This window comes from Qipengyuania sp. B-5, assembly GCF_056857815.1.
Genome location: NZ_JBSXNU010000052.1, coordinates 119,602 through 145,093, shown reverse-complemented (window position 1 = coordinate 145,093; position 25,492 = coordinate 119,602). Strand labels below are relative to the sequence as shown.

General features: G+C 62.6%; 26 protein-coding genes. 17 read left to right on the top strand and 9 right to left on the bottom strand.

Going from position 1 to position 25,492, the window contains the following annotated elements; genetic code table 11:
* Nucleotides 1-31: 31 nt before the first annotated feature.
* A complete protein-coding gene (locus tag AC13CE_RS12125; RefSeq protein ID WP_221538511.1) occupies nt 32-481 on the bottom strand; it encodes a DUF3576 domain-containing protein in 450 nt (149 codons plus the stop codon).
* 366 nt (nt 482-847) lie between these two features.
* Here AC13CE_RS12125 and AC13CE_RS12120 point away from each other — a divergent pair, with 366 nt between their 5' ends.
* Nucleotides 848-1,564 (top strand): hypothetical protein, encoded by a 717-nt coding sequence (locus AC13CE_RS12120; protein ID WP_482972572.1) that lies wholly within the window; start codon nt 848-850, stop codon nt 1,562-1,564.
* Nucleotides 1,565-1,699: 135 nt separating this feature from the next.
* Nucleotides 1,700-2,425: an acetoacetyl-CoA reductase gene (phbB, locus tag AC13CE_RS12115; protein ID WP_473821949.1), complete on the top strand. Its 726-nt coding sequence runs from the start codon at nt 1,700-1,702 to the stop codon at nt 2,423-2,425.
* A gap of 44 nt (nt 2,426-2,469) precedes the next feature.
* Here phbB and AC13CE_RS12110 read toward each other — a convergent pair whose 3' ends face one another.
* Entirely contained in the window at nt 2,470-3,207 is a 738-nt protein-coding gene (locus AC13CE_RS12110; protein WP_482972571.1) for a DUF4019 domain-containing protein, read from the bottom strand.
* Between the two features lie 100 nt (nt 3,208-3,307).
* A complete protein-coding gene (locus AC13CE_RS12105) occupies nt 3,308-4,015 on the bottom strand; it encodes a hypothetical protein (protein ID WP_482972570.1) in 708 nt (235 codons plus the stop codon).
* 87 nt (nt 4,016-4,102) lie between these two features.
* Here AC13CE_RS12105 and AC13CE_RS12100 point away from each other — a divergent pair, with 87 nt between their 5' ends.
* Complete coding sequence (locus AC13CE_RS12100) at nt 4,103-4,384, top strand: ribbon-helix-helix domain-containing protein (protein ID WP_473822567.1); 282 nt, start codon at nt 4,103-4,105, stop codon at nt 4,382-4,384.
* A 16-nt stretch (nt 4,385-4,400) separates the two neighbouring features.
* On the opposite strand, the gene AC13CE_RS12095 is transcribed toward AC13CE_RS12100, so the two are convergent.
* Together AC13CE_RS12095 and murA are read right to left on the bottom strand one after the other, a co-directional pair.
* The gene (locus tag AC13CE_RS12095) at nt 4,401-4,625 is read right to left on the bottom strand and encodes a hypothetical protein (RefSeq protein WP_473822566.1); all 225 of its coding nucleotides are present in this window, start codon (nt 4,623-4,625) and stop codon (nt 4,401-4,403) included.
* A gap of 73 nt (nt 4,626-4,698) precedes the next feature.
* Nucleotides 4,699-5,982 (bottom strand): UDP-N-acetylglucosamine 1-carboxyvinyltransferase, encoded by a 1,284-nt coding sequence (murA, locus tag AC13CE_RS12090; protein ID WP_482972569.1) that lies wholly within the window; start codon nt 5,980-5,982, stop codon nt 4,699-4,701.
* A 127-nt stretch (nt 5,983-6,109) separates the two neighbouring features.
* Here murA and galU point away from each other — a divergent pair, with 127 nt between their 5' ends.
* Nucleotides 6,110-6,988, top strand: coding sequence for a UTP--glucose-1-phosphate uridylyltransferase GalU (gene galU / locus AC13CE_RS12085; RefSeq protein ID WP_482972568.1), 879 nt, complete (start codon nt 6,110-6,112; stop codon nt 6,986-6,988).
* An 84-nt stretch (nt 6,989-7,072) separates the two neighbouring features.
* Here galU and AC13CE_RS12080 read toward each other — a convergent pair whose 3' ends face one another.
* A complete protein-coding gene (locus tag AC13CE_RS12080; protein ID WP_482972567.1) occupies nt 7,073-8,779 on the bottom strand; it encodes a M28 family metallopeptidase in 1,707 nt (568 codons plus the stop codon).
* A gap of 107 nt (nt 8,780-8,886) precedes the next feature.
* Here AC13CE_RS12080 and glnE point away from each other — a divergent pair, with 107 nt between their 5' ends.
* The 8 genes from glnE (at nt 8,887) to AC13CE_RS12040 (ending at nt 17,404) form a co-directional block, all read left to right on the top strand.
* Nucleotides 8,887-11,559: a bifunctional [glutamate--ammonia ligase]-adenylyl-L-tyrosine phosphorylase/[glutamate--ammonia-ligase] adenylyltransferase gene (gene glnE, locus AC13CE_RS12075; RefSeq protein WP_482972566.1), complete on the top strand. Its 2,673-nt coding sequence runs from the start codon at nt 8,887-8,889 to the stop codon at nt 11,557-11,559.
* Nucleotides 11,556-12,026: a peroxiredoxin gene (locus tag AC13CE_RS12070; RefSeq protein ID WP_482972565.1), complete on the top strand. Its 471-nt coding sequence runs from the start codon at nt 11,556-11,558 to the stop codon at nt 12,024-12,026. Before glnE ends, AC13CE_RS12070 begins: the two co-directional genes overlap by 4 nt.
* On the top strand, nt 12,023-12,811 hold the full coding sequence (locus AC13CE_RS12065; protein ID WP_482972564.1) for a ferritin-like domain-containing protein: 789 nt from the start codon (nt 12,023-12,025) through the stop codon (nt 12,809-12,811). The genes AC13CE_RS12070 and AC13CE_RS12065 overlap by 4 nt, the downstream gene beginning before the upstream one ends.
* 142 nt (nt 12,812-12,953) lie before the next feature.
* Nucleotides 12,954-13,637, top strand: coding sequence for a M23 family metallopeptidase (locus AC13CE_RS12060; RefSeq protein ID WP_473821195.1), 684 nt, complete (start codon nt 12,954-12,956; stop codon nt 13,635-13,637).
* 153 nt (nt 13,638-13,790) lie between these two features.
* Nucleotides 13,791-15,338 carry an acyl-CoA synthetase gene (locus AC13CE_RS12055; protein WP_473821194.1) on the top strand — a complete coding sequence of 516 codons (1,548 nt, stop codon included), beginning with the start codon at nt 13,791-13,793 and terminating at the stop codon, nt 15,336-15,338.
* A 546-nt stretch (nt 15,339-15,884) separates the two neighbouring features.
* Complete coding sequence (locus AC13CE_RS12050) at nt 15,885-16,163, top strand: hypothetical protein (protein WP_473821193.1); 279 nt, start codon at nt 15,885-15,887, stop codon at nt 16,161-16,163.
* A gap of 74 nt (nt 16,164-16,237) precedes the next feature.
* On the top strand, nt 16,238-17,230 hold the full coding sequence (locus tag AC13CE_RS12045) for an agmatine deiminase family protein (protein ID WP_482972563.1): 993 nt from the start codon (nt 16,238-16,240) through the stop codon (nt 17,228-17,230).
* 45 nt (nt 17,231-17,275) lie between these two features.
* A complete protein-coding gene (locus AC13CE_RS12040; RefSeq protein ID WP_473821191.1) occupies nt 17,276-17,404 on the top strand; it encodes a hypothetical protein in 129 nt (42 codons plus the stop codon).
* Between the two features lie 26 nt (nt 17,405-17,430).
* Here the strand turns inward: AC13CE_RS12040 and AC13CE_RS12035 are convergent, their stop codons facing one another.
* The 3 genes from AC13CE_RS12035 to AC13CE_RS12025 all read right to left on the bottom strand — a co-directional run bounded on the left by AC13CE_RS12035 (nt 17,431) and on the right by AC13CE_RS12025 (nt 22,105).
* Nucleotides 17,431-18,177, bottom strand: coding sequence for a sulfite exporter TauE/SafE family protein (locus AC13CE_RS12035; RefSeq protein ID WP_482972562.1), 747 nt, complete (start codon nt 18,175-18,177; stop codon nt 17,431-17,433).
* A 7-nt stretch (nt 18,178-18,184) separates the two neighbouring features.
* Nucleotides 18,185-20,203, bottom strand: coding sequence for a threonine--tRNA ligase (gene thrS, locus AC13CE_RS12030; RefSeq protein ID WP_482972561.1), 2,019 nt, complete (start codon nt 20,201-20,203; stop codon nt 18,185-18,187).
* A 231-nt stretch (nt 20,204-20,434) separates the two neighbouring features.
* Nucleotides 20,435-22,105 (bottom strand): alkaline phosphatase D family protein, encoded by a 1,671-nt coding sequence (locus AC13CE_RS12025; RefSeq protein ID WP_482972560.1) that lies wholly within the window; start codon nt 22,103-22,105, stop codon nt 20,435-20,437.
* A gap of 112 nt (nt 22,106-22,217) precedes the next feature.
* On the opposite strand from AC13CE_RS12025, the gene AC13CE_RS12020 reads away from it, so the two are divergent.
* The 5 genes from AC13CE_RS12020 to AC13CE_RS12000 all read left to right on the top strand — a co-directional run bounded on the left by AC13CE_RS12020 (nt 22,218) and on the right by AC13CE_RS12000 (nt 25,470).
* Entirely contained in the window at nt 22,218-22,454 is a 237-nt protein-coding gene (locus tag AC13CE_RS12020) for a hypothetical protein (protein ID WP_482972559.1), read from the top strand.
* Complete coding sequence (locus AC13CE_RS12015; RefSeq protein ID WP_473821185.1) at nt 22,451-23,032, top strand: hypothetical protein; 582 nt, start codon at nt 22,451-22,453, stop codon at nt 23,030-23,032. Before AC13CE_RS12020 ends, AC13CE_RS12015 begins: the two co-directional genes overlap by 4 nt.
* Complete coding sequence (locus tag AC13CE_RS12010) at nt 23,029-23,220, top strand: helix-turn-helix transcriptional regulator (protein ID WP_473821184.1); 192 nt, start codon at nt 23,029-23,031, stop codon at nt 23,218-23,220. The genes AC13CE_RS12015 and AC13CE_RS12010 overlap by 4 nt, the downstream gene beginning before the upstream one ends.
* A 92-nt stretch (nt 23,221-23,312) precedes the next feature.
* A complete protein-coding gene (locus AC13CE_RS12005) occupies nt 23,313-24,398 on the top strand; it encodes a YjgN family protein (protein ID WP_482972558.1) in 1,086 nt (361 codons plus the stop codon).
* A gap of 4 nt (nt 24,399-24,402) precedes the next feature.
* Entirely contained in the window at nt 24,403-25,470 is a 1,068-nt protein-coding gene (locus tag AC13CE_RS12000) for a M48 family metallopeptidase (protein ID WP_482972557.1), read from the top strand.
* The last annotated feature ends 22 nt before the right edge of the window (nt 25,471-25,492 follow it).

Genomic DNA, 25,492 nt, shown 5'->3' with positions numbered 1-25,492 from the left:
AGGATTTCAGACGCGAATGGAACCCGCTTGCTTAGTTGGCGATCGCCTGACGGCGCAGTTCGCGCGCCTTGGTCAGGATGATGTCTTCCAGCTTCTGGACCGTGGCGGCCTGAACCGGGGCATCGACCCAGCTTCCGGCCTGGTTCACCTGGCGGCTGGCGGCGACGCGCAGGGCATCGGCGCGCAGGTCGGTATCGAGGATCGAAACGGTCATCTTGACCCGCTCGCCCGGATTGCTCGGGTTGGCGTACCAGTCGGTAACGATGACGCCGCCCGCCGAATCCGCCTGCAACAGGGGTGCGAAGCCGACCGCTTCGAGCGCAGCGCGCCAGAGATAGGAATTCACGCCGATGGTCGAAACCTGTGCCGCAGCGAGATCGGCCCGTGGACGGTCGCTGCTCGAGCAAGCCGCAAGGCCGATGCTGGCCACGCCGAGGATGGCGATGGCGGCGGGACGGCGGAAGCTACGGTGTGCGGTCATGAACGGTCCTCGGATCGGGTAATAACGTTGCGGCTCTATAAAGACTGCGTGGACGGGAGCAAGCATTGGCTTTCCCCACCATCGGCGAGAGTTGGCATAGACGCCCCTCGCGCGTGAATGCGCCCTTAATCGTGTGGCGCTCCTGTGTGACTCGCGCAACACCCTTGTCCCGTATTGGCCCGGCCCTGTGGAAAAGCTGGTCAAGGCAGGGACGAAGCCTTACATTCCTGATGTTTCCGGAGTCGTTCGGGAACGGTTAAGGGGGAAATGCCTTATTAAGGTACGAACTCCGCGAGATTGGGGATATAGAGGCGTTCGATGGGCAATGCGAAGATCAGCAGGAGTAAGGGACGGTTAGCGCCGGCCATGCTTGCTGTCGCAGGCCTTGCGCTGGTTGTTCCGGCAGCAGGTTTCGCCGTCACGTCTTCGGAAAACCTCCCGGCCTCCAGTTCGATCGATTTCCTCCCTTTCACCCCAGCCGGTGCGGATCCGGAACTGGCCCAGAAAGTGGCCGAGATCGTCGGGGAAGACGCACTGCGTTTCACCCCCGCCAGCAAACCGGCACCGCAGCGTGACCGCACGGTCAACTTCGCCGTCCGCGTGAACGAAGCGGCCGTCCGCACCCTCTCCGGTCGGGGCGGATTCGAATCGCTTACCCTGAGCGGCTCCGAACAGGCTGGATTGCCTGTCGCACCCACTCGGTACAATCTGGGTATCGCGCGCGGTTACCAGAGCTTCGCCCAACCGACGCGGAGCGTTTCCGCTGCCGCCGTCGCCGAAGGGCTGAAGGACATTTCGATGCCCGATCTGTCCAAGTTCGACAGCCGCAAAGATGATGGAAAGCCCGACCGCTTCCAGTCGCGAATTGCGCTGCAGCAGGAAGGTCGCACCGGCAGTGCGCCACGGACGCTCGAAGGTGCGGGCACCCAGCGTGTCGACCTCGGTGGTTCGTATCGCCTGAGCCGCAATCTCGACGTGACGGCCGGTGTTCGACTATCGCAGGATCGCGATCGCCTGGGACCGCTCACCGACGGCCTGGAAGACGACCAAGCGGTTTACGTCGGAACCCAGATCCGCTTCTGATTCGCGCAGAACGCGCACTCTCCCTCGAAGAAATACGATTGTTCGCCACCGATCGGAGGCGGTTTGACTTTACGCTGTCGTGTTCGCGTGCGTAGAACACTATCTAACGCTACGGAACGGCCAGGGAGAGATTTTATGGGACGTGTTGCCATCGTAACCGGTGGAACGCGCGGCATCGGGCGCGCAATCTGCGAGAGACTGCGTGACGAGCGCGATTGCAAAGTCATCGCCAATTACGCCGGGAACGAGGAAGCGGCGAGAAAATTCACCGACGAGACCGGCATCCCCACCGTCAAATTCGATGTCGGCGATTTCGACGCGGTCCAGGATGCCTGCAAGAAAGTCGAACAGGAGCATGGCCCGATCGAAATCGTGGTCAATAACGCGGGGATCACCCGCGACGGCACGCTCCTGAAGATGAGCTATGAGGATTGGGATGCGGTGATGCGCACCAATCTCGGCGGCTGCTTCAACATGGCAAAGGCCACTTTCGCCGGAATGAAGGAGCGCGGCTGGGGCAGGATCGTCAATATCGGTTCGATCAATGGCCAGGCAGGGCAATACGGCCAGGTCAATTACGCCGCAGCGAAAAGCGGCATTCATGGGTTTACAAAGGCACTCGCCCAGGAAGGCGCGCGCTTCGGCATCACCGTCAACGCCATCGCACCGGGCTATATCGATACGGATATGGTCGCCGCCGTCCCCGAACCGGTGCTGGAGAAGATCGTCGCCAAAATCCCCGTGGGCCGCCTCGGCAAGGCCAGTGAGATCGCACGCGGCGTAAGCTTCCTGGTGTCGGAACATGGCGAATTCGTCACCGGCTCGACCATGAGCATCAACGGCGGCCAGCATATGTATTGAGGCTCGGGGCGGGCTCCCGGCGCGTGCCGGAAGCCCGCCCAGCGTCAGTCAGCCATAATCCCGACGACCTTCCACACGCCCTCTTCCTGTTGGAGGGTGACGGTCTCGATAATCTCGTCCTTGCTGTTTGCGTAACGCGTCGCGAAGGCGACTTCCTGATAACCGTATGGCGGTGCGTTGAGATAGCGGATCGTGAGCAAATCGCGTGAAACAAGAGCGCCGAGCGGGGCGCGTACCTGCTCTGCGGCACTCGTCCAGCCCGTCACGGTATTCACGTCGCGGAAGGCCTTGCCTGCCGCATCGAAGCTGGCCTGCCAGTCGCCTGCATCGGTCAATGCCAGCCAATCGCGCGCAGCCGCAACGACGGCAGCATCGCTCGCCGGCGTTTCGATGGGCGCGGTTTGCTGTAGTGGTTGGGCGAAATGTGACGTGAGAATAAGCCCGGCGGCAAACAAGGTCATCATGACAAGAACTCCTGCAAGGATGCGGCGAGCCGGTTTGCTTGCCGCGTTCTGTCCCGTTTCGCCGGATTCGGCGGGACGAGCAGCCCCGAATTCTTTGTCTGCAAGATTTTGAGGTGCGGTACCCTCGCTTTCGAGGAGCATGCGGCCGGCCTCGCGACTGCTGGTGACCCCAAGCTTGCGACGAGCTATCCGGAGGCGCTCGTTGATCGTGTGAACCGAGAGCGAAAGCTCGTTCGCCATCGATTTCGCATCGTGCCCGCGAACGATCAGACGGAGCGTTTCCTTCTCCTTGTCCGTGAGTTCTTCGAGGCCGTCCATCCGGGATATGGTCGCGCAACTTGCCACAATGGGCAAAGGAATATCGACAGCCCCTTCTGCCAGCCACCCCGAAAAATTAGTAGGCGCCCATTCCCTAGCGCTATTCGGGTCCGCGCGAGTCGGGACGCCATCTTCCGCTCCTGCCTTGACGACACCATTGGGTTGCCGGGGAGGTGGCCTGCAGGCCCTGCTCGAATCGCGAGTAGCTGACCTGGCGGCATTCACGGGTTCCGTAGGTAACGATCCCGCTCACCAGTACATAGCCACGTTCGCCATCCTCGCGCCAAAGCTGCGCCTTGCCGCTGCGCAAGGCCCGAGATGTCTCGCGGTCGACCGAGCCTGCTGGGGGGCCCATGAATGCCGGGGCGGGATCTTCGCGGGGTGGAGGGGGAAAATTGAAGGTCTGTTCGGTGGTCCGCAATTCGCTTTCGTTCCGGAGTCGGTCGGACTGTTCCTGCAGAATTGGGACTGTGTTCTCGCTCTCGTCGACCTGCGCAGGCTCCGGCTCGGCCTCTCCCCAGATGAAAGGCGTGTCGTTCTGCTCTACCGGTTCATCGGGATCAAGCCGCACGTATTCGTCATTGAGTTCGATTTCGTCGGAGAAAATATAGATTGCAAGGGCGGCGGTAGCGATTGCCGCACCGCCGAAGAACAGCATAAGCCACCCGCTCAATCGTTCGCGGCGCTCCATCTCGGCAAGTTCCTTGGCCGTGTAACTTACCGGCCGGGGAGGCAGAGGGTCAGGCGGGAGCGCGGGCTGCCCCGGCGCGCCCCGATCCTTTCCGCCTTTTGCCTTGTCTTCGCTCACATAAACCGCGCAGTCTGCCGTTTGTAAGGAACAAGGTATCGACTACTGCATGTTTTATCGCAAGTGCGCCCGTGGCAGAAGGTTCGAATGACGACTCCCTATCATCCGCCCGTCAAATACTCGCTCCGTATCGAAGGGCATCGTACGTCCGTCAGCCTGGAGCCGTATTTCTGGGAGTTATTGCGCCAGGCGGCGGCGCGGCGCGGGATTGCGGTCAACACGCTGGTAGCCAGCATCGATGCCGACCGTATTCGCAGCAGTACTCCCCCAGGCCTTGCGGGAGCCATTCGGCTCTGGCTGGTCACACATGAGCTGGTGCCTTCATATGAAAAGGGCGGCGGAATCGCTCCCGCCACCCTTCCGGAATAAAGTCGAAACCATCTGATCAGTATTTTGCGGTCGCGTCGCTTGCCGGATAGGTCTCGTCCAGCGCTTCGTCGATTGAACTCATCCTGTCGTGCGAAGCCGTGGATTCCGATCCGGCATTGCGGAAATTGCCTTCCGGTTCACCGCCCGCAAAGGCGACGCCATTTCTGTCGACGCGGTTCTTTTCGTAATAGCGGTAGCCGGCATAGCCGAGGGCACCGAGTGCTGCGAGCTTGAGGATCATGATAACTTTCCTTTCGAGTAAGTGACTTACACCAACCAACGGTCGGCCAACACGAAAGGTCCACCACAGAGGTTCAGTCGTCGCCAACCCGTTCGATATCCGCGCCGACAAGCTGCAGCTTTTCTTCCAGCCGCTCGTAACCGCGATCGAGATGGTACAGGCGGCGAACCGTCGTCTCGCCCTTGGCGGCCAGTCCGGCAATGACGAGGCTCATCGAGGCGCGCAGATCGGTTGCCATGACCTCCGCCCCGGTCAGCTCGACCGGACCCCGCACAATCGCGGTGCGGCCGGTGGTCTCGATCTCGGCGCCCATGCGCGCCAGTTCGGGCACATGCATAAAGCGGTTCTCGAAAATCGTTTCCTGGAGGACGCTGGTGCCCTCGGCCTTGCATAGCAGGCTCATCAGCTGGGCCTGCATATCGGTTGCGAGCCCTGGGAAGGGCGCGGTGGTGAGATTATGTGCCTTGAGCTTGCTGTTGGCCGCGACTGTTATGCCGCGCTTGTCGGTTTCGACTTCGACGCCGATGTTGCGCAAGGCGTGGACAGTCGACCCCATGTCGTGCTCGTCGGCTCCTTCCAGCCGTACCTCGCCGCCGGTGATGGCAGCGGCGCAGGCATAGGACCCGGCCTCGATCCGGTCGGGCATCACACGGTAAGTGGCTCCGTGAAGACGGGGCACACCGTGGATGGTGATTTCGGATGAGCCGATACCTTCGATTTCCGCGCCCATGGCTGTGAGAAGGTTGCACAGATCGACAATCTCTGGCTCGCGCGCGGCATTGATGAGTTTGCTCGTCCCATTGCACAGGACCGCCGCCATCAAGGCATTTTCGGTCGCGCCTACAGATACAACGGGGAAGTCGAATTCGCCGCCCGGCAGGCCGCCATCGGGCGCAGTCGCCTTCACATAACCCTGTGCAAGCTCGATATGCGCGCCGAATGCCTCCAGCGCTTTCAGATGCAGGTCGATCGGACGATTTCCGATAGCGCAGCCACCCGGCAGCGAAACCGTCGCCTCTCCGGTACGGGCCAGCAGGGGCCCGAGCACGAGGATCGAGGCGCGCATTTTGCGCACCAGATCATAGGGCGCGACAGAGCTGGTGATACGCGTTGCGGCCAGGGTCACATTGCTGCCGAATTCTTCAGGGCGCTTGCCGGGGATCGTGTGACTCACCCCGAATTGCGTCATCAGATGCTGGAAACCGTCGATGTCGGCGAGCCGCGGCAAATTGCGCAGCGTCACCGCTTCTTCGGTCAGCAGGGCACAGGGAATGAGCGTGAGGGCCGCGTTCTTTGCGCCTGAAATGGGAATGGTGCCGGAAAGCCGGTTTCCACCGCGTATGATGAGTTTGTCCATGGACCCCTGCCTTTAATCCTCGCGGGCTTCGTGGCAAGCGTCATGCACCTGTCACTGTACCCGTCAATCGCCCCCTCAACCGACCAGAGATTGACCTGTTCCAGCCCCGGACCTACCCCACTTATCCATGAGCCAGCAGAAGCCAATCAAAAAAGCCGTTTTTCCCGTTGCGGGACTCGGCACGCGCTTCCTTCCAGCCACCAAGGCGATCCCGAAGGAACTGCTTCCCATCGTGGACCGCCCGCTGATCCAGTATGCCGTGGACGAAGCTCGCGAGGCAGGAATCGAACAGATCATCTTCGTCACCGGTCGCGGCAAGACGGCGATCGTGGAGCATTTCGACGTGGCGTTCGAACTCGAGACCACGATGAAAGAGCGCGGAAAGGACATGAGCGTTCTCGAGCCCACACGGGCGACGCCGGGGGATATCATCACGGTACGTCAGCAGGTGCCGCTGGGGCTGGGCCACGCCATATGGTGCGCCCGTGCGATCGTGGGCGACGAACCTTTCGCAATCCTTTTGCCGGACGAGCTGATGGTGGGCGAACCGGGCTGCATGAAGCAGATGGTGGAAGCCTATAATGAAGTCGGCGGGAACCTCATCTCGGTCCTCGAGGTGCCGCAGAAGGAGGTGCCCAGCTACGGGGTCATCGCCCCGGGTGCGAGCGTTTCGGATACGCTTACCGAGGTCATCGGGCTCGTCGAGAAACCGCCGGTCGCCGAAGCCCCGTCGAACAAGATAATCTCCGGTCGTTACATCCTTCAACCCGAAGTCATGCGCACACTGGAAAACCAGGGCAAGGGCGCGGGAGGCGAAATCCAGCTCACCGATGCGATGGCGAAGATGATCGGGAACCAGCCGTTCCACGCCGTGACGTTTGCCGGAAGCCGTTACGATTGCGGCAGCAAGACCGGTTTCGTCGAGGCGACGCTTGCCCTTGCGCTCCAGCGAGAGGATATGGGCGAGGAGGTTCGCGCGATAGCCGAGAGGCTGCTGGCGAAATAGAGCGACTCATCTTGTCAAGGTACACAGAAAGGGCCGGCTCGCCATGAATGCGAACCGGCCCTTTTTGCGTCAGACTTTATCTGATCAGACGGTTCCGCAAGCGGCGCCTTCTGCGGTGCAGGTCTCGTCACGCGTCGCCTTGAACTCGTCGCCTTCGTTCCAGTTGGGCCAACTGGTGCTCATGCCCAGCATCCGGCCGAGACGGTAGAACAGCTGCAGGTCAGCCATCACGCCCGACCAGTCCCACTCGGGATCATATTCATCCTTGGGTCCGTGATACCGATTGTCACGATAGTCCTTAGCGATCGCAGCACCTGCTTCTGTCCCGCCATCGACGAGATCCTCGCCGCCATCGACGTAAAGCATCGGTACGCCGCGCTTGGCAAAGGCGAAGTGGTCGGAACGGTAATAGTATCCCGCTTCCGGATTGGGGTTGGGCGTGGAAACGCGCCCGTCCGCCTCGAGCGCTGCTTCGAGGAACTGGTCGAGCTGCGATTTGCCCGGTCCCACCACGGTCACGTCCTTGCTCGGCCCTGCGATCAGGAAGGCGTCCATGTTGATGCCCCCCACAGTCTGATCGAGCGGGAACACCGGGTTGGCGGCATAGTAGTCTGCGCCGAGCAGGCCCGATTCCTCTGCCGTCACAGCAAGGAAAACGAGGCTGCGAGCCGTGGGCCCCGTCTTCGCCTGGGCTTCTGCCAGGGCGACCAGTGCGGCCGTGCCGGTCGCATTGTCGACCGCGCCGTTGCAGATATCGTCGCCGTCGGGAGCCGGCGTGCAGCGGCCGAGATGGTCCCAGTGCGCCGTGTGCATGACGTATTCCTCGGGTCGCTCGGTGCCGGGAAGAATGCCGATCACGTTCTGCGATTCGAAGGTGCGGATATCATTCGAGAAACTGGTCGAGGCGGTCAGGCCCAGCGGTACCGGCCTGAAGTCCTTCTTTTTCGCCGCTGCTGCCAGCTTGCTGAAATCCTTGCCCGCAGCCTCGAAGATCTGCTGGGCGACTTCGTTCTGCACCCAGCCGTTCATCGTCGTCAGCGGCGGCGCATTCTCTCCGCGCTGGGCATAGGCCTGCGGACCAGACCAGCTGCTTTCGACTACGTTCCAGCCGTAGCTTGCCGGTTCGGTGTCATGGATGATGATCGCGCCTGCGGCACCCTTGCGTGCGGCTTCTTCGTATTTGTAGGTCCAGCGGCCGTAATAGGTCATCGCCTTGCCGCCGAAGGGACCATCAAGCGATTGCGTGCCGAAATCGGGATCGTTGACGAGGATGACCGCGGTCTTGCCGGTCATGTCCATGCCTTCGTAGTCGTTCCAGTCCTTCTCGGGCGCGTCGATGCCGTAGCCGACGAACACGAGCTCGCTGTCTTCCAACGCAGTTTCGGCTTCCTCGCGATAGGATACGCCGACCCAGTCGCTGCCATATTCGAATTCCATCGGCTCGCCATCGCCGCCGGAAATGGTCAGCGGGGCGAAGTCTCTACCGGTGATTTCGACCAGCGGCACCTTCTGGGTCCAGCTGCCATTGTTCCCCGGTTCCAGCCCAGCCTTCTCGAACTGTTCGATCAGATAGGCGACGGTTTTCTCCTCGCCCGCCGTTCCCGGCATGCGTCCTTCGAATTCGTCGGAGGAGAGACGCTCGGTTATAGTTTTCATCGTCTCTTCGGAGATTTCGCCGCTGGCGATATCGGGTATGTCGAGGCCTGTGGCGGTATTCGCCTCATCCTCGAGCGAAGCGTTGCAGGCGGCAAGCAGTAGCGCCGATGCTGCAACCAGTGTCGTGCGGATCATTTGGGGGGCAACCTCTCGTTTGCGTTATCCGTGACGCGCTTGTTGCACTGCTCCGCCCGGTGACGCAAGCTTGCGCCGTCCCGCGAGCTTCGGCACAGCGGGCCACGATGCCTGCCGACTGGAACCATGCACTGGATCGCGCGCGGAGCTACGCTCCCTTCCTGGCGCGAGGACTGGAACGGCATCCCGACCTTGCAGAATTGCTCGATCAGGGTGAGGGGGATGCAGCGCTTGCCTTGGCCAAGGCCGCAGGGGAGGGCATCGAAGATACCGGCCTTGCCTTGCGCCGGGAGAAGCGCGCACTGGCCCTGGTGCTGGCGATCTGCGATCTCGCCGGCGAATTCCCGCTCGAAAAAGTCATGCGGGAACTGTCGCTCTTCGCCGATCGCGCGCTGCACAGGACAATCGAGGCCGCTATCGCGCGGCGGGTCGAAAGTGCCGAGGTGCAGGGCATGATCGGTCTTGCGTTGGGCAAGCATGGCGCAGGCGAACTGAATTACTCGTCCGATATAGATCCTATCCTGCTGTACGATCCCGCAATCCTGCCGCGCCGCGAACGAGACGAGCCGGGCGAAGCGGCACAGCGATATGTGCGCGAAGTGGTGCGAATGCTGTCGGAAGTTACCAGCGAGGGATATGTCTTCCGTGTCGATCTGCGCTTGCGTCCGGCTTCGGAAGTCAGCCCGCTGGCCATCCCGCTCGACGCGGCGATCATGCATTATGAAAGCTCTGCGCTTGCCTGGGAAAGGGCGGCATTCATTCGCGCGCGCGCCTGTGCAGGCGATGTCGCGGCGGGCGAAGCCTTTCTCGATCACATCCGGCCTTTCGTCTGGCGGCGGAGCCTCGATTTCGGCGCCATCGACGAGGTCCGCCGTCTGACCCACCGGATCCGCGACAAGCAGTCGGGTCCGGGTGAACCCGCGCCGGGATACAACGTCAAGCTTGGTCGCGGCGGAATTCGCGAGATCGAGTTCTTCGCCCAGACTCACCAGCTGATTCATGGCGGGCGCGATCCCTCGATCCGCCGCAAACACACCCGCGCCGCACTCGATGCGCTGGCCGCCACCGGCCGCATCGGCGCGGACGACGCACGCGCCTTGGGCGAAAGCTACGACGGTCTCCGCCAGATCGAGCATCGGTTGCAAATGGTGGCCGACCAGCAGACCCATACGCTGCCCGCGGGCGAGGCACTGAATAACGTCGCCAGGCTGGACGGATTTCCCGATGGAGCGGCGTGGCTCGAACATATCGCCAGCCTTACCGTACCGGTTGCCGAGCGATACGATGCCTTGCTGGCGGAAGACAGGATCTCGGTTCCTGCCGACAGTCCCCACCTTGCTGCCGGCGAAGCCAAAGCGAAGCTCGACCCCGTACTGGAGGAGCGCGTCCTCGGCTGGACCGACGGCAGGTATCCGCCGCTTAGAAGCACCGCCGCCCTATCAGCCTTCGAGGCTATCCGCCCCACACTGATTTCCTCGCTAGCCGCTTCGGACGATCCGGAACGTGCGGTAGCGCGCTGGGAGAGTCTCCTCGAAAGGTTGAGGAGCGCGATCAACCTCTTCCGGCTGCTCGAAGCCCGCCCCGGTCTCATGCAATTGCTGGCCGATTGCCTGACCCTTGCTCCGCCGCTGGCCGATGCCATAGCGCGCCGTCCCGAACTGGTGGATACGCTGATTGATCGCAGCGCGCTCGACCTGCCCGGTAGCCGAGAAGATCTCGCCGCCGCCATGCGCAGAAGCGAACGCGGAGACACATACGAGGACAGGCTCGACCGCATCCGCATCGTGACTGGCGAAACGCGCTTCGCGCTGGGTGTGCAAATGATCGAGGCCGCGCACGATCCGCTCGATATAGCAGCAGCCCTGTCGCGCGTTGCGGAAGCCGCCCTCGAAACCGCTCAGGAAGCAGCGGTAGAAGAGTTCACGCGAAAGCACGGCAGGATCGATGGGTCCGAATTGCTGGTGCTTGGCCTGGGAAGGCTCGGAGGCGGGGCACTGACCCATGAATCCGATCTCGATATCGTCTATCTGTTCACAGGCAATCACGAAGCGGAGAGCGATGGCGAGAGACCGCTGGGCGCGACGCTCTATTTCAATCGCCTTGCACAGCGCGTCAGCGCCGCGCTTTCCGTCCCGACCGCGGAGGGGGCGCTTTACGAAGTCGATACCCGGCTCCGCCCGCAGGGTGCCCAGGGCCCACTGGCAGTCAGTCTCGAAAGTTTCGAGCGGTATCAGCTGGAAGACGCCTGGACCTGGGAGCACATGGCGCTGACCCGCGCCCGGGTTCTGACTGGAAGCGATGCAGCCAGAAGCAAGGTGAAGGCCATTCTTGGAGAAGTGCTCTGCCGCGAGCGGGATGAGGTTGCATTGCGCGCCGACCTGCTCAAGATGCGCGCAGAAATGGCAGCGCATAAGCCTGCAAAAGGCCCGCTGGATGCCAAGCTTCTGCGCGGCGGGCTGGTCGATCTCGAATTCCTCGTCCACTTCTTCCAGCTTCGCGACCGGCGGGGACTCACTCCGCGTCTCGAAGACGCTCTCTCCAATCTTCCGGAATTACAGGGGCTCGCGGGCGCGCACCGCTTGATGACACGGCTGCTGGTGGGTACCCGACTGCTTGCCCCCGGCCTCTCTGTTCCGAGCGAAGCGCCCTCCAATATCCTCGCGCGGCTGTGCGAGGCGGAGGATCTCGCCGCGCTGCTTCGCAACTTCGGCGAGGCAAGACGGCAAGTTGCAGACACATGGCAATCGGTATTCGACGAGACACTGGAGCTGGACCAATGACGACTTATGCAGAAGGCGATGCCTTTCCCGACTTCGAGATGGAAACACCCGATGGCGGAACGATAACCAAATCCGGCCTGGCTGGCAGGAAGGCAGTCATCTTCTTCTATCCGAAAGACAACACCCCGGGCTGCACGACGGAGGCTAAAGACTTTTCGGAACTGAAACCGGAGTTCGAAAAGGCGGGTGCCGCGCTGCTGGGCGTGAGCAAGGATTCCGCAAAGAAGCACCAGAACTTCATCGCCAAGCATGATCTCACGGTAGATCTCGCCACCGACGCCGAGGTGGACGGGCTCTCGGACCGGCTCGGTGTGTGGGGCGAGAAGAAGAATTACGGACGTACCTATATGGGCATGATCCGTTCGACCTACCTGCTGGACGAACAGGGCAAGATCCTGCGCATATGGCCCAAGGTCCGCGTGAAGGGTCATGCCGAGGAGGTACTGGAGGCCGTGCGCACCGTATGACCTCGGTCTCCCGTGCCATCCGTGACGCCTTGCTGACCGGCGACAAGACGGCAAAGGTCTTCGCTGCCCGCAAGGTGGCGCGTGACTGGCGGCTCGGGCGGCTGACTTTCACCTTTGACTGCGCCATGCCGGATCGGCCTGCATGGCCGGCCCAGGTCGAACTGCGCTTGCCGCGTGACATGCCAAGGCGCGGACGGGGCGGTTCGGAAAAGGGCCGCATCGCACTATGGCATTCGCTCGCCCACATCGAGTTCGTCGCCATCGACCTCGCACTCGACATGGCCGGACGGTTCGGCGAATCGATGGGTCAGGCCTTTGTTTCGGATTTCCTTTCCGTTGCCGCGGATGAGGCGATGCACTTCGCGATTCTCGAACGAAAGCTCGATTCGCTCGGCTCCTTCTATGGGGCGTTGCCTGCGCACGACGGGTTGTGGAGTGCGGCGCGGGACACGGCCCATGATGTTGCCGCTAGGCTGGCCATCGTGCCGATGGTGCTCGAGGCGCGGGGGCTGGATGTCACACCCGCCACCCTGACACGTGTTCGTGCGCAAGGAGATGAAAACGGGGCGAAAATTCTCCAACGAATCCTTGACGATGAAATTCGTCATGTCGCCTTCGGTGCCAAGCATTTCCGTGCAATTTGTGCAGCCCGCGGCGAGAACCCACCAAAATCATGGCGAAATCTGGTCAAAAGACATTTTTCGGGGGGGCTGAAGCCCCCATTCAACGACTCAGCGCGTTCGGCAGCCGGTTTATCGCGGGACTTTTATGCAGGTATTGCTTGATTAACCTTTTCCAGCAAAACCCAAACTCACGAGATGCCGGGGGGTTCCGGCGGAGTTGAAAAGAGATCGAAAAAGGCCGGGACGCCTCTTTCGATCCGGGACGAAAAGGCGCGGGAAACCGTGCCGGATGGACGGGTTTAGCATGATTACCAAGCGTACCACGCTGGCTTTCACCATGGCTGCAGCAGGTCTTACCATCGCTGCTTCTCCGGCACAGGCGGACACGAATGCCGCTGCCGCAGTGGGTGCCATCGACATGTCGAAGGTAACGGCGCAGGGTTCGGACGACGGTGATGAACAGTTCACCGAGCTGTTCGCCCGTTGGGAAAACCCCAGCCAGCCGGTGGCTGCCATTCGTCCCCAGGTTTCGGTTCCTTCGCGCATGCCGCTCCAGGAAGCACGCATGACCAGCGGTTACGGCACGCGTACCCATCCGGTGCTCAAGCGCCGCATGGGCCACAAGGGTGTCGACCTTGCAGCCGCCACCGGCACGCCGATCTATGCGACGGCGGACGGTTATGTATCCAAGGCCGAGCCGTTCTCCAGCTACGGCAATTACGTTTCGATCGAACACGGTGCCCGCATCCAGACGCGCTATGCCCATATGTCGCGCATTGCGGTTGCTGCCGGCACTCGCGTCAAAAAGGGTGACGTCATCGGCTACGTCGGTTCGACCGGGCGCTCGACCGGTCCGCACCTCCACTATGAAGTCCGCATCGACGGCCAAGCGGTGAACCCGGTTCCCTACATGGTCGAATCGCAGGCGCAGCAGGCCTTCGCGCTGGCCATGGCCGAAGGTGGCCAGGGCGGTAACGACGAAGAATAATCCCGGGCGGAAAGCCCTTCGGGACTGCGGAAAAAGGCGGCGGGGAAGACCCGGCCGCCTTTTTTCTTGCCCGCACGCGCTGGTCGGTTAGGTTTCTTCCTGCAACCGGACGAGTCCCGTTCAAGCGGACCGCCGGAGGAGAGAGGACCGCCGATGCATCCAATATCGCATGCCAGATCACGCCCCGACCACCCCGCCATCATCATGGCCGGGAGTGGCGAGACGATGAGCTATGGCGAGATGGACGCCTATGCCAATCGCTTTGCGCAATTGCTGCGCGCCAGGGGTCTTGGGCGCGGCGACCACTTCGGTGTGCTGATGGAGAACAACATCCATTATCTGCCGCTGGTCTGGGGATCGCAGCGCGCAGGCACGATGATGGTGCCTGTCTCGACCCGCCTCACCGCTCCCGAGATATGCTACATCCTGAAAGACGCCGGTGTAAAAGTTCTCGTCACCAGTAGGAAGTTCGACGACGTTCTGCAGGCGATCCGGGGGGAATGCGGCGGCATCGACCTGTTGATCTTAGGCGGCGAAGGCGCGGAAGATTACGAGGCCGCGCTGGACCTGCAGCCTGCAGAGCCGATTCCGGACCAGGCGCCGGGGCAATATATGCTCTATTCTTCCGGAACGACCGGAGCGCCCAAGGGCGTGCGCCCTGCACCGCCGGACAGTGACGATATCGAGGCGGTCAACCCGCTGGTAGGCCTGGCGATCATGGGCGCGGGAATGCCAGCCGACGGAAGCATGGTCTATCTGTCGCCCGCCCCGCTCTATCACGCGGCCCCGCTGGGCTGGTGCACCACCGCCCATCGCCTGGGGGGCACGGTCGTGGTGATGGAGAAGTTCGAGCCCCAGCACGCCCTCGACACGATCCAGAAATACAAGGTAACCGACAGCCAGTGGGTGCCGACGCATTTCGTCCGCATGCTCAAGCTCGAACCGGAGGAGCGCGAAGGCTACGACCTGTCCAGCCACCAGCGCGCCCTTCATGCCGCCGCGCCCTGCCCGGTGCCGATCAAGCGCGAGATGATCGAATGGTGGGGTCCGATCATCAATGAATATTATGCCGGGTCCGAGGGCATCGGCATGACACTGATCAAGGCGGAGGACTGGCTGCAGCACCCCGGCAGTGTGGGGAAGGCCATCCACGGAAAGCTCCATGTCTGCGGCCCCGACGGCGAAGAACTCCCCGCCGGTCAGGACGGGCTGCTGTTCTTCGAGAACGACCAGATTCCGAGCTATCACAATGATCCGGCAAAGACTGCCGAGGCCATGCATCCGAAAGGCTGGATGACGCTGGGCGATATCGGCCATGTCGATGAGGACGGCTATCTCTACCTCACCGACCGCAAGAGCCACATGATCATCTCTGGCGGGGTGAACATCTATCCGCAGGAGATCGAGAACCTGCTGGTCACGCACGACAAGGTAATGGATGCCGCGGTGATCGGCGCGCCCTGTCCGGACTTCGGCGAAAAGGTGGTCGCGGTGATCCAGCCCAAGGACATGGCCGAAGCGGGTGCCGATCTGGAAGCGGAGCTGCGCGATTTCCTTGCGCCCAGGCTGGCCAAGATCAAGATGCCCAAGCTGTTCGACTTCCGCGCCCAATTACCGCGCGAGGCGAACGGCAAGCTCTACAAGCGCGAACTGCGCGACGAATATCTGGCTAAGGCGGAGGTCGAAACAGAACGGGCGTGACAGCGACTGAGCGCGCGCCCGGAACCTGGACTCCGCGCTTCCCCGCCTGATTCGCGGCGATCGGCGTTCGGCCTCGCGCTGCGAAGCCTGAGACATGGGCCGGGTGTTACACTGTCCAGGGCCAAAACCCTGTCGGCTTGTGCAAAAAGCGTCAGCTTGCGGCAAATGCGCGTCGGCTTGCGCAGGAAAGGCGTCACCTTGTGCCGCCAGCCTGTCGGCTTGCGCTGGCGGCATGTCGGTTTGCGAGGGACGCATGTCGGCTTGCGGCCGGCCGGAGGATGCGCGCGAATGCGGGTGATCGACGGGATGAAAGAGCCGCTGTCAAGCTGACAGACCGTGCGCCAGTAGGAAATACCGCCACTTGCGGCGCGACTCCGCTGCGCTAGAACGGGGGAGACGAGGGGGAAGCGCCGAGGACTGCCGATATTCTGAAATCCTACGCGCGGACGAGCTTCTCCACTGGTTCGACCAAGCCGACCTTGTCCTCGAACAGGTGCTTGGCGATACTCTCAGCCGTGAGGGACTCGGTTTAGCGGACCAAGGCGAATGAGCGGCAACCAGATCAGCATGTTCGGAGACGGCGATGGCCGGATGGAAGAGCAGCGCCAGCCCGACATCCTGCCCGATCCCGACCGTGTGCGCCGCCGGTTGCGCGGCGTTCTCGAAACCGCGCGCGCCGCGCCGGACGTGCCATGGCCGGAAAAGAAACAGCGCGTATGGCGCATCGTCTTCCCCAATATGGCGAAATGGCTGCCCGAGGACGAGGCCGAGCAACTTTGCTTCGAATTCGCGCAGGAAATGGAACGGCTGGGCCTCGCGGCCTGATCCGCGATCACCCCACTTCTTCGGCGTCCCCTTTTTCGTTGCGCGAACCGCTCCGCTGGCTCTAACCGCCGTGCATGAGCGATACGCCCCGATGGACGATGCCCCCCGAATGGGCCCCGCAAGACTGGCTGTGGATCGGCTTCCCGCACGACGCCGAGGAATGGCCAGAGGTGCTTCCGCAGGCGCAGGAGCAGATTGCTGCCTTCGCCAATGCCGTGGCCGAAAGCGGGCAGGAGGTGCGCCTTCTGGTCCGCGATGCGGCCAACGAACAGCGCGCACGCGATCTGGTGGGCGGCGGCGTAAGGCTGGAGCGCCGGACCTATGGCGATGTCTGGCTGCGCGATACCGGCCCTCTGGTGCTGACCGACGGCAAGGGCCGGCGGGTCGCGCGGCGTTTCGGCTTCAACGGCTGGGGCGGCAAGTATCTGATGGATGGCGACCAGACAGTCGGTGCGGAACTGGCCGAGGACGCCGGTCTCCCTCTGGAAGTCTTAGACTGGATCCTCGAAGGCGGCGCGATCGATGGTGACGGCACCGGCCTTGTCGCGACGACCGAGCAGTGCCTGCTCAATCCCAATCGCAATCCGCAGCTCTCCCGCACCGAGATAGAGGACCGCCTGAAGCAGGATTTGGGCTTCACCCGCGTGCTGTGGCTCGGCGATGGATTGATAAACGATCATACCGACGGACACGTGGACAATCTGGCGCGGTTCGTCGGGCCCAATACGCTCGCCCTGCCGCGAGCCACCGGCAAGGACGATCCCAACGCCGGTATATATGCCGACGCCAGGGCCCGGGCAGAGGCGGCCGGGGTGACGGTCAAGGAAATCCATTCGCCCGGCCTCGTCACGAGCGGCGACCGGATCGAACCCGCGAGCTATGCCAATTTCGCGATTACCAGCCATCTGGTGGTAGTGCCCACTTTCGGAAGCCCACATGACGAGGAAGGTGTGGCGGCCATTGCCGAACTGTTCCCCGACCGCGCCGCCATCGGATTACGCGGCGATGCGGTGCTTGCAGGCGGGGGCGGTTTCCACTGCGCCAGCCAGCAAATGCCCCGGCCATAGTGCAGGGTTAACCTTTCGTTAGGAAATTGGGCGGAGAATGCCCGCATGGCAAAGGCTATCGCTCTCGCACGCATTCATGTCCCGGCATTGCCGCTGGGCGAAGCGGCGCGCGCCGTCATGGTGAGCGGATGCGGGCTTGCGCTGATCCTGGCCGGGCCCGCGCTTCCCTTCTGAAGATCGCGCGCGGGAAAATTCGTAAGCTAGCCGAACGCCTTCCACAGCGCGCCCACGGCCGCTCCGCCAAGCACCACACCCACGCTGATGCGCCAGGTCCGGTCCTCTATCCGGCCCGATGCCTTGTCGCCCAACCGGTTGCCCAGCAGCACGGCGGGAAACAGCAGCGCAGCCAGCGGGACCAGAGACCAGTCGAGAACGCCGATCGCCGCGCCGCTCGCCAATCCCACGCTCGACGCGCAGGTGAAGATCAGCATCATCGAGGCCTTGGCCACCTCGCGCGGGATGTCCCGGCCCACGTAATAGGGCACGACGGGCGGGCCGGGCATTCCGGCATAACCTGTCATCAGGCCGCTCAGCACGCCGACACCCGTGGTGGTCGCCGGATGGTGGTCCAGCGCTCCGCGGCGGGGAAGCAGGATTGCGAGGAAGGCGGAGAGAGCGATCACGGCGATCACCAGCCGCGCAATATCGGGGCTCGTAACGGTAAGTGCATAGAGGCCGAGGGGTGTGGTCACGGCGACCAGCGCGATGATGACCCATGCCGAACGTTCCGCACCGCGCAGCAGCCGGCGGAACTCTGTCAGGCCGATGAAAACAGAGAGGAAGTTTGCTAGCAGCACCGCGTCCACCGGCGCGAGCGCCAGCGCGAGGATCGGCACGAGCAATATCGCCATGCCGAACCCCGTCAGTCCGCGCACGAAGGCGGAACCGAAAGCAGCCAGCAGCGCGGCGATTACCGCCGCCGTGCCATAACCGGCGAACAATTCCACCGGCGTATCAGCCTTCGCGCAGGTCCGGCGGTGTCGCCTCGGCGCGCAGCATGGCGATCGCTTCGTCGAGCGGCATCACCTTCTGGTGCTGCTGCCCCAGCGTGCGCACCGCGACGGTGCCTTCCTCGGCTTCGCGCATTCCCACCACCAGCAGGTGCGGGACCTTGGCGTGGCTGTGCTCGCGCACCTTGTAGTTGATCTTCTCGTTGCGAAGATCGCTGGACACGCGAATGCCCGCAGCTTCCAGCTTGGCGACCGCTTCCTTCGCGTAATCGTCCGCGTCCGAGACGATGGTCGCCACCACCGCCTGCGTCGGTGCAAGCCACACGGGAAGCCGACCGGCGAAGTGTTCGATCAATATGCCGATGAAGCGTTCGTAACTGCCGAAGATCGCGCGGTGCAGCATGACCGGGCGATGTTTCTCGCCGTCTTCGCCGACATAGGTCGCATCGAGCCGTTCGGGCAGAACCCGGTCGCCCTGGATCGTGCCGACCTGCCAGGTGCGGCCGATAGCATCGGTAAGGTGCCATTCGAGCTTGGGGGCATAGAAGGCGCCCTCGCCGGGCAATTCTTCCCAGCCGTAATCCGCATTGGCCATGCCGGCTTCCTCGACCGCATCGCGCAGTTCCTGTTCGGCGCGGTCCCAGTCCGCATCGGTGCCGAGCCGCTTTTCGGGGCGCAGCGCCAGCTTTATTTCGTAGGTGAAGCCGAAGTCGGAATAGACCTCGTCCGCCAGCTTGCAGAAAGCGCGGACTTCCTCGACCACTTGCGCTTCGGTGCAGAAGATATGCGCATCGTCCTGCGTGAACTGGCGCACGCGCATCAGCCCGTGGAGCGCGCCATGCGGCTCGTTGCGGTGGCAGCAGCCCATTTCGCCCAAACGGATCGGCAGGTCGCGGTAGGAGGTGATGCCCTGCTTGAAGACCAGCACATGCGCGGGGCAGTTCATCGGCTTGATCGCCATCCAGTCGGCATCGTCGGCCACCTTGGGCGAGGCCGAAGCGGCACCGCTGTCGTCCACCTCGGGCACGATGTCGGGGACCGCGAACATGTTCTCGGCATACTTCCCCCAGTGGCCTGACTGGGTCCACTGGCGCACGTCCATCAATTGCGGCGTCTTGATCTCGCGATAACCCGCGCCGTCCATCTTGCGGCGCATATAAGCTTCGAGCTCGCGCCAGATGCGGTAGCCGTTCGGATGCCAGAAGACCGATCCGTGCGCCTCTTCCTGAAGGTGGAAGAGATCCATCTCGCGGCCCAGCTTGCGATGGTCGCGCTTGGCCGCTTCTTCCAGCCGCGTGAGATGCGCGTCGAGCTGCTTCTTGTTGAGCCAGCCGGTGCCGTAGATGCGCGTGAGCTGTGCGTTGTTCTGGTCGCCGCGCCAGTATGCGCCCGCCACGCGCATGAGCTTGAAAGCCTGCGGATCGAGCTTGCCCGTACTGGCAAGATGCGGCCCCCGGCACATGTCGAGCCAGTCCTCGCCGCTCCAATAGACGGTCAGCTCCTCGTCCTCGGGCAGTTCCCGGGCCCATTCGGCCTTGAAGGCCTCGCCCTCGGCTTCCCACTTGTCGATCAGCTGCTGGCGGCTCCAGACTTCGCGCCGAAGCGGCTTGTCGGCCTTGATGATCCGGCGCATCTCCTCCTCGATCGCGGGGAGGTCGTCCATGGAGAACGGCTCGCGGCTGTCGGGGGCCTTCACATCGTAATAGAAGCCGTCATCGGTCGCCGGACCGAAGGTAATCTGCGTGCCCGGCCAGAGCGACTGCACCGCCTCGGCCAGGACATGCGCGAAATCGTGCCGGGCGAGTTCGAGCGCGTCTTCCTCGTCGCGCGAGGTGACCAGCGCCAGTTCGGCATCGCCTTCGAAGGGGCGGTTGATGTCGCGCAATTCCCCGTCGACGCGCGCGGCAATCGCCGCCTTGGCGAGGCCGGGGCCGATCGCCGCGGCCACATCGGCAGGCGTGCTGCCCGGTTCCATTTCGCGCACCGAGCCGTCGGGCAGGCTGATCTTCAGAAGTTCCGTCATCGTCTCATCCGTTTGGTTGCACGCGCCATGGCACAGCTAGGCGCAGCCTTGAAGCGGCGTTTGGGAGAATTTCGCGATTTCGGGAGGTAACGCCGTGCCGCCCGAAACCGGGCGGCGGAGTATCGCGTCAGATCGCGACCATCCGCCCCCGGAAAGCCGGGGTGGTAGTAGTCGTAGTCGTGTCGCGCATTTGCGTCATGTCTTTCGCGATAACCGGGAGAGATTAAAATCTCAACCGATATCGAGGCGGCGCGCGCCGGCGAGGGTGGAAATGCTATGGGTAGCGACCACACCTGCCCCCTTTTCGCGAACGCTGGAAAGGAAACGATACTCGCTGGTCGATCGGCCCGGAGTCAGTTCGACGGCCATGTACCCCCGCCTCGACGAATCCATCCATTTCAGTTCGGGATTGCGCGCGACAAGTGCGTTGGCAATGTCGCCAGGCGCAACCTGCGGCAGGAAATTCTCGAAGCCCGGCGAAGTTACCGACTGGCCGCCGAATTCCACGCCGACCGCTTCCCCGCCGTGAGCCAGGTCGAAAGCCCAGGCATTATGCGTGTCGCCAGCAAGGCTGACGAGGTTGGCATCCGCGGCCAGCGCTGCCTCGTACAGGCGGGCACGGGCGGCGGGATAGCCATCCCAGGCATCCATGTTGAGCGGCAGCTCGGCGCTGCTGGCGAGCGCGCTTGCCCTGACCCTTTCAAGCACGTACTCGGGCAGGCCATCGGGGAGGTTGTCGGTGAGGGATGTCGCGGAGGCGGCCTTTCCCAGCAGCACTTGCTGCACGAGTACCTGCCAGATTTTCCCGTCCCTGCGCGAACGCTTCATGCCTTCGGCAAGCCAGGCCTGTTGTGCCGCGCCCAGGACTTCACGCGAAGGATCGACATACTCACCGTCACGAAAGGCAGCGAGACGTGCGACGCCTTCTTCGGGGGACGCCATGCCGCGAAGCAGGCTGTTGTAATCGAATTGCTGCGAGCGTGCCGTAAGCCGGGTTTCGAGACGGAACAGCGTGGCAAGGTCGCCCACCTCGTAAGCGGCCCATGGCTCGTCCGATACGGGCATCCATTCGCGATAGGCGCGCATCGCCGCTGCCTTGCGGACCGGCCAGGACCCTTCGGTTTCCGGTTGGTGGTTTTGCGCACCGCCCTCCCAGCTGTCATTCGTGCTTTCGTGATCGTCCCAGCCCGCAATCATCGGATAGAGCTGATGCAGACGCTGCAAATCCCCGTCGGAACGATACTGGGCGAACCGCGCGCGGTAATCGGCCAGTGCGACCGTTTCCGATGCTGGATCGAGCGGGGCGCGGCCATCCAGGAATTCGCGCTGGGAGGGATAGCTGCCCTGCGGATACTCGTAAAAATAGTCGCCCAGATGCAGGGCGCAGTCGAATTCGTTGGCTTCGGCTGCATGGCGATAGGCGTTGAACCAGCCGAAACCGATGTTGGAGCAGGAAAACACCGCCATGCGCCAGCGCGCGGTAGGTCCTTCGGGCAGGGTCCGCGTGCGGCCAAGATCCGACATGGACCCGTCCGGCGCCACGAAGCGGTAGTGATACCAGCGGCCCGGTTCGAGCCCGTTCGCCCAGGCCTTGGCGCAGAAGTCGTTTTCAGGAGAAGCCGCGACAGGCCCTTCGGCCACGACACGCATATTCGCGTCCGCCGTCAGCACCTGCCAGGTCAGCGAGGTTTCCTGGCCACCGGCATAGCGCGTCCACAAGAGCACGCGATCCGCGCCCGGCTCGCCGCTCGCGACGCCGTGGGTGAAGCCCTGCTGGCGTTCCGGGATTTGCGCAGCAAGCGGCGCCCCGGCCAATCCTGCGCCAAGCAGGCCACCCTTGAGAAGAGTTCGCCGGTCGAGCGGCGCGAGTTTGGGTGATTCAGGCAGTTCGGTGAATGACATGCGGCGATACTCCCTATGCGATCCATGACTGCGCTTGATGGCAGCCAGATGACAAGCCCGGGCATTGAGTCATGACAAGAAACCACGCCTATTTGGAAAGCGTACTTGACAAGTGGAAGGCGATATGACAAACATCCTTTACATCGAGAAAAGGACACTTTCCATGACGCAAATCCGCAAAGCGCTGCTTCTGTCTTCAGCGATGATCGGCATCGCCTTCCTGGCTATCCTGGACATCGTGCCCGAGGAGGTGGCGCAGTTTTCGCCCTTTCTCCTCCTTGCCCTGTTCTCCGGCGCTTGGCTGCGTCGTGACTGTTCCTGCAATCTTCTGAAGCGAGGTGCAGCATGAGCGCCGGCGCCGGGAAGAGTTTCACGAAGTCGGTCCCCTTCTGGGCCGGCCTCTACCTTGCCAATGTGGCCATCATCGGAGCCCTCAAGCTCGGCGGCGCAATCAATGGCCCGACCGGCTTCATCTTGATGGCGCTGGCCTGCGTGCTGCTCGTTCCGATGATCCGGGCGCAGGCCAAGAGCGGCTGTTCGAGCGAGGCCCTGCGGCTCTATAACAAGCGTGTCGTCGTCAGCAGCATCGGCTATGTGCTCGGCCTCGGCATCGCGATCACGCTGTGGCGCAATTACGAAATCACCGGGCCCGTTCTTTTTGGTCTCGCCATGCTGCCCGCGCTCCCCACGCTCGGGATCATCTGGGCCATGGGCCGCTATCTGGTCGACGAGAAGGACGAGTACCTTCGGCATCGTACGATCATGGGCGCCCTGTTCGGTCTCGGCCTCGTGCTGACGCTCGGCATCTTCTACGGCTTCCTCGAAACCTTTGAACTGGTGCCGCATATATGGGCATGGTGGGTCCTGCCGGTGTGGGCGGTTGGCCTCGGGATCGGCCAGCTGTGGCAGAAAGTGCGCGAGCAATGAAGAACCGCCTCAAGGTCCTTCGCGCCGAGCGCGACTGGAGCCAGCAGCACCTTGCCAACCTGCTCGAAGTCAGTCGGCAAAGCGTGAATGCAATCGAGACCGGACGGTACGATCCTTCGCTCCCGCTCGCCTTCAGGATCGCCGACGTCTTTGAAATGGCTATCGAGGAAATATTCCAGCGCGACTGAAAGAGGGTCGCTTGACTTGGACGGCCCTCCCATCGAATGTCGAACCCGGACGGGGATAGTGAACCGACATTTGACTGGGGGGTCGCCTTTTCATGCATTACGATGACATACAGGCCGAAAGTGCGTTCGGTTTCGACGGCAACTGGAAAGATTTCGCCAAGATCGCGCTGCCCAATCTGCTGCTCACCATCGTGACGCTGGGTATCTACCGCTTCTGGGCGACCACGCGCGAGCGGAAGTATCTGTGGTCGCATACGCGCTTCGTCGACGAACGGCTTGAATGGACCGGAACCGGCAAGGAGCTTTTCATCGGCTTCGTGCTGGTGATGCTGCTTTTCGCTATCCCTCTGTTCGGCATCCAGTTCGTTTCGCAGGCGCTGGTACTGCGTGGTTATGAGGCGGCAGGGATAATGCTCGGGCTCTTGCCGCTGTTCATGATCTTCTATCTAACCGGTCTCGCCCGATTCCGTGCGCTGCGTTATCGCCTGTCGCGCACCCGCTGGCGCGGCATCCGTGGCGGTAGCGACGATCAGGGTTTCACCTTCGGCCTTTCCTATATGTGGAAGACCTTCGTGGGCTATCTCGCCCTCGGCCTGCTCATCCCCTGGTCCATGACCAGCCTGTGGAACGAGCGCTGGAGCAAGATGAGCTTCGGCCCCTACCGGTTCGAAGCAAATGCCGATGCCGCAAATGTCTTTGCGCGTTTCCTGCTTTTCTATCTGTCTCCCTTCGTTTTCTTCATCGGCGGGGTGATCGCAGCGGCGACCGGCGGACTTGCCGGATACGGGATCGGTGGAGAGGAAGGCGCCGGGATCGGCCTGGTGACCTCGTTCATCCTCCTCGGCCTGTTCTTCTATTTCGGTCTCGGCCTTATCGCTGTGGCCTTCTTCGCCAAGTTCTACCGCGAAGCGGTGGGCTCGACGCACTGGAAGGACCTGCACTTCGGCTTCGAAGCCTCGACCATGGACTGGGTCAAACTACTGATCGGAGATGTATTGATCGTGGTCTTCACCCTGGGACTCGGTTTCATTTTCCTGTCCTATCGGCACTGGAAATTCTTCGTCACCCATATGGAAGCGGGCGGCGATATCCTGCTGGACGAACTGACCCAGTCCACTACCGCGACCGCCAGACACGGCGAAGGCTTGCTGGACGCGTTCGACATCGGGGCGATCTAGGAGCATGGACGAAGCCTTCCAGACATCCGCGCAATGGTACGACGGCCACACCGCCATCCGCCACGAGGGCGAGGCGGTTTGGGACGGGGGCGACCTGCTGGTCTTGCAGGGCTCCAGCGGTTCGATGGAAGTGCCTTTCGCGGATCTGGAATATGGCGAGGAGCGTGCCGGAGAACTGATCTACACACGCACCAGCAATAGAGACTTCCGGCTCGTTCTGCCCACCGGCCTGCCGTCGGGCCTCGCTTCGAAGCTGCCGGCCAAACAGGTCTACGGAGCCTGGGTGGACAAGCTAGGGATCGGCAAGGCGACGGCGATCTTCGCGGCCGTGAGTATCGCGGCCGTGGCGCTGTTCATGACCGCCCCCGAATGGCTGGGCCCGCGTGTGCCGCAAAGCTGGGAGCGGAACCTGGGCGATGCCTTGGTCGGCGATATGGGCAACCGGTTGTGTCATACCAAGGAAGGCGATGCCGCGCTGGCCAAACTGCTCGAAGCGGTCGATCCGGAACAGCAGAAAGTCCGCGCGGGAGTGGCCAATATCGGGATGGTCAACGCGGTCGCCCTGCCGGGCGGGCAGGTCTTGCTGTTCGATGGTCTGGTGCAGGACGCCGAAAGTCCAGAGGAGCTCGCGGGCGTGCTCGGCCACGAGGTCGGCCACGTGCGCGAACGTCATGTCATGACGGCATTGCTGCGACAGTTCGGCCTGTCGATCCTGCTGTCGGGCGCGAATTCGAGCATGGGCGAAACGGTTTTCGGGCTGGCGTCGATGGGTTATTCGCGCGATGCCGAGCGCGAGGCGGACGAGTATGCCCGCGATCGCATGGCGGAAAGCAATGTTTCGCCGCTCGGTGCCGCGAGGTTTTTCGAACGCATCGGCGGCGATGCCGAGGGAGAGCAGAATGCCGTGATCGGCTGGGTGTCGAGCCATCCCGATCCGCGCGAAAGGGCGCAGGCCTATCGCGCGGCAGCGAAGGGCAAGAGCTTTACCCCGGTCCTGACCGATGAGGAATTCGCCGCGCTCAAATCTATGTGCGAGGAAGACCCGGACGTGGAAGAGTTCGATTTCTTCTAGACTTGCATTGGCCGGTGAACGG